The following is a 12,752-nucleotide window of genomic DNA, read 5'->3' on the forward strand; positions in this document are numbered from 1 at the left end:
GAAGTCTCCAAGCTATATGCTAGCTCTACGCAGAGACCTAAGCAATAACGCGGAGTCCTCCACATGGCTCTTTTTTCGACTTCCAGTTAATTAACCCTATAACTGCACAGCATGGCCGCCGTCGAAGAAATACAGCCAGGTCTCGCTGACCGGCTCTCCCAGAATATCCTGCAATGCCTTCGCGTACAGCTCCAGCTGGAAGCGGTATTTCTCCTGTAGCTCGGCAAGCCCCTCCGAATGCTCCGGCACACGGTCGGTTTTGTAGTCCAGCAGAATCAAACGTCCGTCCTCACGGAACAGACCATCGATAACCCCCTGAATCAGCACCGCTTCCTCGGAAGCATGGCCTCCGGCCGGGGAGGGAAGATTGGCGACTGCCTCATCAAAATAACCCAATCCCCTATAAGCTTCCGCCGCCGGAACCATATAGCTGAACGGCAGCTCACGCTGTTTCCACGAAGCAGACAGCAGTCGCTGGCCTAAGCCGGTGCCGTAGAACGCGACTACCTGCTCAGGCGCCACCGCCTTCTCCTGCTCCTCCGTCAGAATAGATACTCTGGCTAGCCGGGCCAAGGTTTCTTCCACTACAGCCACGTCGACCGGACCGTCCAGCGGAATATGCTGCATCGCCGTATGATAGGCTGTACCGCGTTCCGCCGAGGTCAGACTGCGCTGCTCCATAAATTTCGGTCGGCGCAGGTGCAGGCTATTGTCTGCCGCCCCGGCGGAACGAGCCTGCAGCCCATCCACTCCAGACACCCTTTCCTCCAGTTGATCGAAAGACGGTTGCTCCTGCATGGAGAGCAGGGTCTTCAGCTCTGTGACCGAGGTTTTGGCTGGAATGCCTGAGGCTGCAGCATGTTCATAACTCCATTCCAATCTACGACTGACTTCGTCGCGGCCTGCGGTTCCGTAGAACTCAACCGCATCGCCCTTCCTCAGCGCCTTCAATGCAGACTGCCGCTCCCCGCCGTCTTCCAGGCCGTCCCTGGCAGAGAGCACACCCGAGCCCAGCTCGGATGAATCCACCACGCTGATGCTCCAATTCGAGGCATCACTGTGCAGCACGATGGATACAGCGCCCTGTTGTCCGGCCAGCTTGCGCAGAATGGCCGCACCGGGATGGCGGATTAACGCCGGGCCAACCCAATCCAGATAGCTGCGGCCGCGGGCCAGCAGATGATCCTCCAGCAGCAGCTCGTCGCGGTTCTGCATCGCGCACCAGCCTGCAATCTTGCGCGGCAGATCGCGCACGGTGCCGACGAGGATCATTTTGTCCCTCGGACGGGTCAGACCGACATACAGCACCCGCATCTCTTCAGCCAGCAGCTCCAACCGCGAGCGGCGGTTGATAGCCAGATAGGGAAGAGTGGGATAACTAACCCGCGTCTCCCGCTCCACAAAACGCGGACCGAAACCAAGCTCCTTATGCATCAGAAATGGGGCGTGCAGATCCTGGCGGTTGAACATCTTGGCCATTCCCGCCAGAAACACTACCGGAAACTCCAGCCCCTTCGACTTGTGAATAGTCATAATTCTGACGCCGCTTCCTTCCTCGCTGCCGCTCCCGGCAACCCCGAGATCGCCGCCATTGTCACGCAGTCTGGCGATAAAAACCAGAAAACGGAACAAGCCGCGGGCCGAGGTGTCATTCTCGAATTGGACCGCCCGGTCATACAACGCTCTGAGATTGTTCTGGCGCTGGACTCCTCCCGGCAAGCCGCCAACCCATTCCAGATAACCGCTCTCCCCGAAGATCCGCCAGATCAAATTGCTGAGGCTGCCCTGGCGGGCTGAATCCCGCCAGCTGTCCAGCTGGCTGCGGAAATGCCGCAGCTTCTTCCGCAGGGCGGGCGCAACCTGCGGAGTTACGCCGCTTGCCTTCTCTGCTTCATAGGCCTCCTGGATCACATCCAGGCTGGCGAAACCGTCACCTTCTATAAGGATTGGTAAATCCAGCACGTTCTCGGCAGTTGCTGCCACCTCGCTATCGCCGCTCTGTGCCTGCGGTTCTTCCGACGCTGCCAGCAGCGCTTCATAGAAGGTGCCTTGGCTGCACAGTCTCACAGCGGCCAGCTCCTCCTCATTCAGACCGACAACAGGAGAGCGCAATACACCGGCCAGCGGAATATCCTGGCGCGGATTGTCTACCACACGCAGCAGGGACAAGGCCACCTCTACTTCCGTTGCCTGAAAATACCCTTTGTTCTGGTCTCCAAATGCCGGGATGCCCTCCAGCCGCAGCTCCTCAATCATCAGCGGAGTCCATATTCTAGCCGAGCGCAGCAAAATTACGATGTCGCCATATCCTACAGGACGGTTGGCTTGGGCGTTTTTGTCATAGATCATCAGTGGCGGCGCTCCGGTCATTCCCGTCATCTGCGAGATGCGCCGGGCAATCGCACGCGCCTCCAGCTGCGCCGTTTCACTCTCGACAACCTCATTCTCCTGCTGGGGAAGCTCCCCCTCTGCTGCAGCTTCCTCAGGCAGACCGGGAGCGGGCTTGCCGCGGTCGATCAGCAGCAGCTCGGGAGCGAAATTAAGATCCGGCCCCTTCTCCTCCGCACCAGGGAAATGGGCACCGTACACCAGCTCGGCACGCTTATCATAGGTTAATTCCGCCACATTCTCATTCATCACCTGACGGAAAATCATATTGACCGCATGAACCACTTCCAGACGGCTGCGGAAGTTACGCGCCAGGTCAATCACAGCGCCTCCGCTCCGCACACCGCCGCGCACCGCGCCGAAGCTGCGGTATTTATCCATAAACAGCCCCGGCTCCGCCAGACGGAAGCGGTAGATGCTCTGCTTCATGTCGCCGACCATAAAGCGGTTCCCCGGCTCTTCACGGGAGATCAGCCGTACGATCTCCTCCTGCACACTGTTCGTATCCTGATACTCATCCAGCAGCACCTCATCGAACTGGGCGCGGTATTCCATCGCTGCATCGGAAGGCAGCGGCTGACCAGGCTCGGAATCGGGATGCCGCAGAATCTGGAGGCAATAATGCTCCAGATCGTTGAAATCAACCATTCCTCTGGCTGCTTTGGCTGCCCGGAAGCGCTCGCCGAATTCAATGACAGTCTCTGCCAGCTCCTCCATCAGCGGAGCAGCCTCGTGCAGCTCTGTCAGATAGACGTCTGCGGGACGACCGAATAATGATTTCTGCAGCTCAAGGATGCTTTTTTTGACGTTGTCGCGCAGTTCCTTGACGGTCTCCTGAAGTCCGGGATCGGTGGCATCCTTGCGGCAGGCCTTCAGCTTGCCGAATTGAACCTCCATGAAAATATCATACAGCTCCGGCCAGTTCTGCTGCGCCACAGCTTCCAGAAGAGCGTTAACCATCTCCAGATCAGCCGTCAGGTTGTCGGCATACGGAGCCGGCCCGCCCGGCTGCAGCGCGATTTCCCGCGCCTGCAGCAGCTGGCTTGCCGCACCTTCCAGCGTCAGCTTCGCTTCCAGCAGGATACTCTGCACCCAAGCCGTGCGGCCCAGGCTCGCGATATCCGGCAGCGAGAACTCAGCAGCCGTATCCCGCAGCCACTGCTCAGGCCACGGATGGCTGCGCGCGAAATTATGCAGCCGCTGCACCAGCGCATGCACGGCATCGTCGCTGCGCTCTCCGCTGAACCAATCGGCCAGCCGGATGAACACACTATCCTCGCCGTTGTCCCCAGCTTCGCCGTACTTCTCCTCCAGCAATTCTTCCAGCAGCTCCTGACGCATGATTTCCGCTTCATGCTCATTAAGAATCCGGAAGCCCGGATCGATTGGAATCAGCTGGTAATAGCGGCGGATAACCTCCAGGCAGAAGGAATGCAGGGTTGTAATTGAAGCACGTCCCAGCAGGGCAAGCTGACGGCGCAGATGCTCGTTGTCGCCCTGCAGCTCCAGCTCCTGGTCCAGCGCCTCACGGATCCGCTGCCGCATTTCGGCGGCCGCCGCTTTGGTGAAGGTGGCCACCAGCAGCCTGTCCACGCTGAAGCCGGTTTCCTCACGGCTGATCTTGCGGATAATCCGTTCCACCAGCACGGCCGTCTTCCCTGACCCTGCCGCTGCCGCCACCAGAATATCGTCGCCGCTCTCGGCAATGGCGCGCCACTGGTCATCACTCCATTTGCTTCCTTCCGGCTTGCTTTCTTTTACTGCCTTTAAGTTCACGATTCCACTCCTCCTTGCCGGGACAGCAGGTCCCAGATCACGTCCTTGCCCGGTTTGCCCAGATTGTTATAGCTATTGCCTTCCACCGCCTCGTCGAACTGGCATACCGGCCGGAAGGAGCAGAATGTACAAGCCGTCTCCTGTTGAATCCGGTAGGGCTGAATTTCCACATCCCCTTCCGTTATCCGGGTACCGATCTCTGAAATTGTGCTGCGCACAGAAGTCAGCAGCTGGCCCCACTGCTCCGGCGTTGCCACCGAGGCATTCGTATAGAAGCTGCCATCCGCCTTCAGAGCCACCGGTACAATGGAGGAATGGCCTTTGTCCAGGGTGGTGTCCATCAGCGAGATCACCTCACGGTCTGCGGAGAGCAGACCCTTCATCTTGAAGCGTTTCAGCAGCTCCTGCTCAGCCTGTTCACGGTTCAGCCCGTTCGGCGAAGAGAGCAGCGGATCATGCACGTGGAAATAGAGCGTTCCGGCAGGAAGCGCCGGACGGCCCAGCCACTGCTCCGCATAGGTAAGCAGCACATCCAGATAGGTCAGCATCTGCAGAGACAATCCATAATAAACCTCGTGCAGCTTAAGGTCCTTCTGACTGGATTTATAGTCAATGACGCGCAGCAGCACACCGTTCTGGCCTTCCGCCATATCCACGCGGTCTATCCGGCCCACCACCTCCATGATACAGCCGTTCGGAAGCGTGATTCTCAGCGGCGGCAGCTCTTTGCCGGGTCCGAAGTCCAGCTCCAGCCCGACCGGCTCGAAGCTGCCCCTACGGGCATGCTCGCCCAGAATGACCGTAGCCCGTCCGACGATATTCTTCAGCTTGCGGGAAATATAGCCGTAGCGCTTGGAGCTCATCAGGATCTCGCCCTGCAGCATCGGAGACAACCTCTCCACCGTTTCCGACGCCTCGCGGCGGCATTCCTCGGCACTAAGGCTGCCCCATCCGCGTCCCTGATCCTGCAGCCGTTTCGCCATATCGCTCAGGGCGGCATGGAACAGCTGCCCGATATCAGGCGCCTGCAGCTTGTAGAGCTGGCGTTCCTTCAGCCGCAGGCCGTAGGAAGCGAAATGGGAGAAGGCACAGCCGACGAATTTCTCCATCCGCGACACACTGCCGCGCAGCGTGGTGCCACCATACAGCCGCAGGCTTGTTCCACGTTTCAGACGGGTGCCCTCATTGCGGTAGAACAACGATCCTATTCGCCGTTCCAGCTCAGCTCTACGGTCCGGGTCTGCGGCGAACCAATTATACACATCCCACCACATGCCCGGGATTTGCCCTCCCTGCCGCCACTTGCGCAGCTGGATCAGCAGCAGGTTCAGACTCTGCTGCGGCTGGCCTACGAAACCCAGATGCAGAGAATCTCCGGCCTGTACGGCGTCTTCAGAGGCCTCAGGCGACAGTGCTGCCGGAAATGCCGGCAGCACCTGCTCGGCGGCATCCGGGAACATCCGGCGCAGATGGCGGATTACCTCGGACGGAAGCAGCGGCTTGCCCTCATCGTCTGCCAGGGCATAGCTGACCCATAATCTGTCGCTGGCCGCAGTAAGCGCATTATAGATCAGATAGCGTTCATCCAGCAGCTTGCGTGAAGCTCCGGGAGCAAGCTCCATCCCGGCATTCTCCAGCAGCAGGCGCTCTCCTTCGGACAGAATGCCGTCTTCCGTAAACTGAGCTGGAACCACACCCTCATTAAATCCAAGCAGAAAGGCATATTTCACGCCGGAAGCGCGCGTGCGATCCATATTGCCGACCAGCACCTGGTCCAGCGCAGGAGGCACCAGACCCAGCTTCAGCTCGGCAAGTCCGGTCTCCAGCAGTCCGGCAAACAGCTCAAAATCAAGCTTCTCCGCCCCCATCATCTCCACAATCTGGTCCAGCAGATCCAGCACGGCATCCCACAGCTGGCTGTGCTCACGGGCCTGCTCCGGCAGTCCGCGCTGCAATGCCACGGCACTCATCGCTTCAAGCTTAAGCGCGGCACCGGTCTCCTGAAGCAGCTCATACACCGCAGTACAGAGCTGAAGCCCGCTGCGGCTCTTCTTGACCCGCTGCTCGAAAGCCTGTAGCGGTCCTGTAATTAACGCCCGGCACTCTTCCACCTTGAAGAGCAGCTGTTCATCAACCACTCGCTCTCCTTCCATCGAGAGACTCGGAATTCCCCTCCAAGAACGGCCATCCGTCCAGCGGTAGCCCTGAATACCACAGGCCAGCACATAATTCTCAAGCATGTCCATATCCTCACGTGTGACACTGCCGTCGAGCGGAAGCAGCAGATCCGTCTTCACGCAGCGGAACACATCCTCATAACGCCAGCGCCGCCGCACAATATCCAGGGAAGAGCGAATAAACTCCACCAGCGGATGATGTAGCTCGCCCACCTTTTGATCCAGAAACACTGGCACTCCGTAATCCGTAAAAAGCGGGGCTACCAGCTGCTCATAATCCCCAATATTGCGCATGAACACAGCCATTTCTCCGTACTTGGCGCCTTCATCCCTGGCCAGCCTTATCATCTCACGCAGCGCGCTCTCCATTTCCGTCCGCCGTGAAGCGGCAGCGCCAATGACTAAATCGGCCTCAACCTGCTCCTTGCCGCCATGCCAAGGAAGACGGCGGTCGAACCCGCGCTCCAGATGGGCCAGCACCGGACTGCTGCTGAAACGGGGCAGCACCGGCGGAGCCAGCAGCTCATCTGCAATCTCCAGTCCGGTCTCCTCCGCTATTCCACGCAGCTTTATGTAGGTTACCGCAGCCGGATGGAACAGCTCCAGCTCATGCGGCGGCAGCAGCGGAGGATAGACTCGGTCCAGAGTAAGCGAAATGGTGAGCCGGGGCGCATGAATCATCAATTCACGCAGCACTACGAATTCCTGCGGGGTGAACCCGTGGAAGCCGTCCACCCAAATCTCCGCACTGCGGATATAACCGGACTCCGGTATATGCTCAGCCAGCTCCGCCAGCCTGTCCTCTCCATCCATATAGAGCTGTGACATCTCAAGCTCCAGATCGCTGAACACCAGATGAAGATCACCCAGCTTGCCCGCCAGAATCGGGCTGCCCTGGATCGCACCTGACAGCGCAGCCAGCTGCTCCTCCAGATCAGAGGCTCCAAGACAGCAGCGCTTCATCTCCGTGTGCAGCTGGCTTAGTCGCTCCACGAACCCCGGACGGTCCGCTGATGCGCCGAACAGCTTCAGCTCATCCTTGCGGCGGCTGAGAATCCGATAGAGCAGCATCTTCTTGCCTTCTTCGCTGATCGGCAATGCTCCGCTGCCGCCGGTCTCCTGCTTCACCCGGAAAGCGAGACGCGAGAAGCTGAGGGTATGCGCACGTACGCTGCCCTTGGCATGGCCCGCAGTTAACAGCCCACGTTCCGCGCCGAAGGAGCCTTGCTCGGGAACAAGCAGAATAATCGGCGGTCCCAGCGGCTCCTGCTCCAGGGAGGAGGAGATCCTGTTCCCTATGTGTGTGGTCTTGCCGCTGCCCGAGCGGCCCAGCAAAAATGTAACCGTCATAAATGATGACTCCTTCCGAGAGGGGAGAGGTATAAGCACTCTGAACCTTTGCACCCGCCGCTTAAATCCTGCGGGATTTTCGTCCTGTCATTATACCATAACTCACAGGTACGGAACATACGTTTGCCACTTTTTTCAAATGATTGGAAACCACAATAGGGATGATCCGGACGGAGCTTCCACCCGGATCATCCCTATTTACAGAGCCCTCCCCTATAATTCTTGTTATCCTTCTCTCAGGAGGATATACGGAATCCTGTCGACTCCTGCTGCAGCTTCCACATGCGGGCGTACAAGCCGCCAAGGGCCAGCAAACGGTCATGGCGGCCCTGCTCCACCAGACAGCCGTCCTCCAGCACGAGGATATTATCCGCACCGGCGATGGTTTTGAGCCTGTGGGCAACGACAATCACCGTCCTGCCCGCGATCAGGGCCTGAATCGCCTTCTGGATATCCGCCTCATTCTGCGGGTCCAGTGAAGCGGTCGCTTCGTCGAGCAGCACCACTGGGGCGTTCTTGAGGATGGCCCGGGCAATCGATATCCGCTGCTTCTCTCCCCCTGACAAGGTGCTGCCGCCTTCTCCGACCGGAGTCTCATAACCCAGCGGCAGCTGCATGATGAAATCATGGCAGCGGGCCAGCTCGGCCGCCTGGCGGATCTCCTCTCCGGTGGCCCCCTCCCGGCCAAAAGCGATGTTACGGCCAATCGTATCCTGGAACAGATACACGTCCTGGAAGACTACAGCCACCTCCTTCAGCAGGTGCTCAGGGTCTATACTGCGCAGGTCACGGCCTGCCATCAATACCCTTCCTTCCCCGGGATCATAGAAGCGGGAGATCAGGCGCAGCACAGTGCTTTTACCGCTGCCCGATGGGCCTACGATAGCAGTCAGACTGCCCTGCGGCAGATCCATGCTGACATTCTTAAGCACAGGCTGACCGCCATAGCCGAAGGTTACCTCCTCAAAGCGGATGCCGCGCCTTGCGGGCAGCGGGTCCGTGCTTCCTGACATGACTGGCTCCTCCAGCAGCTGCACAATACGCTCGCCGGCCTGCTCATTGTAGCGGAACTCGGCATAATTGGTCAGCGCCGTAGTGAGCGGATCGTAGATCCGTGTGCCGATAATCAGGAAGACCGCCAGCTGCAGCACGCCCAGCTCACCGCCGAGCAGCAGATGAACCCCGACGTACACCAGCAGGGTCAGACCGGCGCGCAGCAGACCAATCGCAGTCATGATAATCGGGCCAAACACCGCCTCCAGCCGGATACTCTCCTTCATCAGCAGCTTGAAGGATTGTTCGAGGCGGACGAATCGGTCCCCTGTCAGGTTGTAGGCCTTCATCACCTGGATGCCATTCAGGTACTCCTGCAGCCGGTTGGCTGCGTTCAGTCTCGCCTCCATATGTGAAGCACCCAGTCTGCGCTGCAGCTTCGAGGCTGAGTACATAATCAGCAGGCCAAGGGGCAACGCAGCAAACATGGACAACGCCATCCGCCAGTCCAGCGCAAGCAATCCGGCCAGCGCGGCCAAGGGCAGCACGAAAGCGCCGGCCAGCTGGGGCAGCAGATGGGAGATGCCTGTCTCCACCAGCGTGAAATCCCCCATCATCATATTGGCCAGATCGCCGGGGTCGCGGCGTGTCAGATAACCCAGCGGCAGCTTGCGCAGATGCTCAGCCAGCTCTGCCCGACCTTGGGCCGCGACATGGTAGGCCCCCCGGTAAGCCGAACGATAGGCGGGTATTTCACTCAGAAAGAGCAGCAGCATCGATCCTGCCAGTCCTCCGCAGATCCACCACAGCCGTTCGGTCTGCAGCAGCATTCCCGGTGTGATATAAGGCGCAAAAATCAGGCGGACGGCTTCAATAATCAGCGCAAACGGCAGCACACTGACCAGATTGGCCAGCACTGAATAGAACACAGGCTTCACCAGTTGTCCGGGGTTCCCGGCTGTTATATTATGCAGCAGCTTCATCTAGAACCACCTGCCCTCTCTATATGCCATTCTCCGGCATCCGTATAGATTTCCCACATCCTCGCATACTGCCCCTGCCGCAGCAGCAGGGAGTCATGTGTGCCGCGTTCAATGATTTCTCCCTCCTGCAGCACCAAGATCTGGGCCGCTTCGCGGATAGAGCTCAGCCGGTGGGCTATGACCAGCACCGTTTTGCCGCGCATCAGCTCCGTTAAGGCCAGCTGCATCCTGTGTTCATTCTCCGGGTCGGCAAAAGCGGTCGCTTCATCCAGCACAAGAATGGGCGCATTCTTCAGAATCGCCCGGGCAACGGCGATCCGCTGCTCCTCCCCGCCGGACAGATAAACGCCGCCTTCACCGATAAGAGTATCGTAGCCATGCGGGAGCCGGGTGATAAAGTCATCGCACTGGGCGGCACGCGCAGCAGCCTGCACCTCAGCCAGCGTCGCTCCGGGCTTGCCGACGGCAATATTCTCATAGAACGTATCATAGAACAGAAAAGTCTCCTGGAACACAAAGGCAACCGTGTTCATCAGTTCGGCCACCGCCATGTTGCGGATATCCACTCCGCCGATGGTAATACTGCCGGCCTGAGGGTCCCAGAACCGCGGCACAAGGCTGGCCACAGTCGATTTGCCTGAACCTGAAGGACCGACCAGTGCGGTTACCCTGCCCTGCTCCGCCCGAAAGGACACCTGGTGTAGCGCTGCCGCTGCAGTTCCGTCGGGATGGTAAGAGAAGGTGACCCCGCTGAATTCAATCTCATAGCTCTGCGGCGATTGGGGAATAGCAGTCTCCGGCACAGGCGTTTGCGCCAGCAGACGGTCCATCCGTTCTACGCCTTCACCGATATCCCTGGTGCTGGAAGCCAGCATCATCAGCTTGAATAGCGGTGTAGACACGCCCGGGGCCATGACCAGAAAGAACAGCAGCACCAGCGCAAAGGATATCGCATCCGGGGAACCGTCCAGCAGAAACACGCCTACCGGCAGGATGAATGTAAACGGCGAAACCAGCAGTGTTTTGAACAGAATATAGCCGTTCTGATAACGGTCGGTAAACTGCAGGCAGTAATCACGGTAACTTACCATATCGCTGTAAAATTTACGGAAGGAATGCACCGTCTGCCCGAACACCTTAACTGCCGGCATCCCGCGCACATATTGAACGGCAGAAGCATTGATCTGCTCCAGAGAGTCATAATACTGCTTGGCACTGGCTTTGCCCTTGCGGCTTGTCATCAGCATCGACTGGACGGCGAAGCCGGCGGCAATCGGCAGCAGGCAAGCCAGCGCAAGCGGCGGGCTGAGCCAGAACATCGCGCCTATCATCAGTACCGTGGTCACTACCGCACTGATCAGATCAGGCAGCTTATGGGCAATGAAATTCTCCACCTTGTCCACGTTCTGCTCCAGCGTTTTTTTGACCGTTCCCGTTGAGGTGCCTGTCAGGTATCCCAGCGGCAGCCTGCCCAGATGCTCCGTCATCTTGATCCGCAGCTGATACTGGATACGGAAAGCGGCAATATGTGAACACATTATTCCGGCATAAGAGAGCACCAGGCCGAGGATAAGCGCATACAGGGCAATCCAGCCCCAGGTTATCATTAGCGCTCCATCCGCCTGGGCCGGGGCAGCGGCATGGCGCAGCAGCTCCGCCAGGATGAAATATACAGAAATAAACGGAACAAGCATCAGCACGGCACTGGCTGAGGACAAGATTCCGGCAAGGAGCAGCAGCCCCCGTTTCTCTCCGGCGATCTCCAGCAGCCGGGGCATGCCGGTTTTGGTTCTACTCACAGCGTTCCCTCCACTCCTAATTTTAGCGCACACAAAAAATGCACTGAGAATGATTCTCTGTGCATAAGTGTACGTGGTGGAAGAGCGCCGCTCTACCAAGTATGGGATTATTCCTGCCCAAAAAGGGAGTTTACGACGGCTGCTGCCTGTGGGCTGATGTTCGCCTGCCTCCGCTGGCGAAGGCTCCCGGAGACACACCGAATCTTTTGCGGAAGGCCGCTGCAAAATGACTGACATTGCCATACCCTACGCTGGCAGCTGCCTGGCTGACTGAGATATCTCCCTTCTCCAGCAGCCGGCGTGCACTCTGCATCCGCTGCTCAATGGCATAGGCATGGACAGTATAGCCGTACATTTCCTTGAAGCCTTTTTTGAGTTTGAATTCATTCAGGCAGATCATCCTGGACAGTCCGGCAAGGGTAGGCGGTTGCAGATAATCACGCTGCAGGATTTCCTTCGCCAGCTCCAGGCTGCGCATATCCTCCTTGGACAGCTTAACGCTTCGCTGAGTCTGCTGTCTGCCATGCATCGACTCATTGAGATAGACGGCAAGCAGCTCCAGCATTTTGCCCTCCAGATACAGCTCGCGCATGCCTGAACCGTAGGAGCAGTCGGCAATCTGCTTCAGAATAAGGGTCATTTCGGGAGTAATACTGTTCCTGCTGAACAACGCCCCGTCACTGGCTATCCTGCCCGGCTCTTCATTTCCGGTCAAGCGCACAAAATGCTCAGGACTCATATCAATGCTGAGAAACCGGTATTCGGTATCACTATGGTACACACAGTTCTCCGACCGGCCTCCGCCATGCAGCAGCGCACTCTCCCCGGTGCAGATCTGGAAATCCTCACCCTTCAGCGATGTGCCCCACTCGATCCCCTGTCCCAGGCAGAATACCAATTCGGTGCGCGGCATCATGAATTCGCCATTGGCTTCTATGTCGCGGTTAAACTGCAGGTCGAAATCCGACATCTGGATACAGCCGGGTGCAAGCAGACTTCGGCAGCTTCCCCGCCCTATAGATTCGGGTAGAGTAATTTGGAAATCACCTCTGTCGATACGGAAGGTATGGTTGAAGTCTTTACCACTCAGCGTCTTGTGGGCATCTATAGTTTCAGATGGAGTCCAATCCTTATTCTGCAATGTGTTCAGCCTTCTCTCTTCATGCGATACATCCATTATAGTCGCAATTGAGAACTATTATCAATGGCAAACAGAAGAAGGATAAATTATAGCGTGGAACCTATAAATTCTTATATTTCAAAGAAACCGCCACTCTCTCAACTAA

5 protein-coding genes are annotated in these 12,752 nt (G+C 58.0%); all 5 read right to left on the bottom strand.

The window, feature by feature from the left end:
• Positions 1 to 96 precede the first annotated feature (96 nt).
• Positions 97 to 4,164, bottom strand: coding sequence for a UvrD-helicase domain-containing protein (locus B9T62_RS24035; protein WP_087917600.1), 4,068 nt, complete (start codon positions 4,162 to 4,164; stop codon positions 97 to 99).
• On the bottom strand, positions 4,161 to 7,691 hold the full coding sequence (gene addB / locus B9T62_RS24040; protein ID WP_087917601.1) for a helicase-exonuclease AddAB subunit AddB: 3,531 nt from the start codon (positions 7,689 to 7,691) through the stop codon (positions 4,161 to 4,163). The genes B9T62_RS24035 and addB overlap by 4 nt, the downstream gene beginning before the upstream one ends.
• Positions 7,692 to 7,927: 236 nt before the next feature.
• On the bottom strand, positions 7,928 to 9,667 hold the full coding sequence (locus tag B9T62_RS24045; RefSeq protein ID WP_087917602.1) for an ABC transporter ATP-binding protein: 1,740 nt from the start codon (positions 9,665 to 9,667) through the stop codon (positions 7,928 to 7,930).
• Positions 9,664 to 11,445, bottom strand: coding sequence for an ABC transporter ATP-binding protein (locus B9T62_RS24050; protein WP_087920402.1), 1,782 nt, complete (start codon positions 11,443 to 11,445; stop codon positions 9,664 to 9,666). The genes B9T62_RS24045 and B9T62_RS24050 overlap by 4 nt, the downstream gene beginning before the upstream one ends.
• A gap of 151 nt (positions 11,446 to 11,596) precedes the next feature.
• Complete coding sequence (locus B9T62_RS24055) at positions 11,597 to 12,607, bottom strand: helix-turn-helix transcriptional regulator (RefSeq protein WP_157793989.1); 1,011 nt, start codon at positions 12,605 to 12,607, stop codon at positions 11,597 to 11,599.
• Positions 12,608 to 12,752 lie beyond the last annotated feature (145 nt).

This window comes from Paenibacillus donghaensis (assembly GCF_002192415.1).
Lineage (GTDB): Bacteria > Bacillota > Bacilli > Paenibacillales > Paenibacillaceae > Paenibacillus_AQ > Paenibacillus_AQ donghaensis.

Coding starts and splice junctions, on each gene's coding strand:
- B9T62_RS24050 (WP_087920402.1), bottom strand. CDS start 11,445: ATGCCCCGGCTGCTGGAGATCGCCGGAGAGAAACGGGGGCTGCTGCTC.
- addB (WP_087917601.1), bottom strand. CDS start 7,691: ATGACGGTTACATTTTTGCTGGGCCGCTCGGGCAGCGGCAAGACCACA.
- B9T62_RS24045 (WP_087917602.1), bottom strand. CDS start 9,667: ATGAAGCTGCTGCATAATATAACAGCCGGGAACCCCGGACAACTGGTG.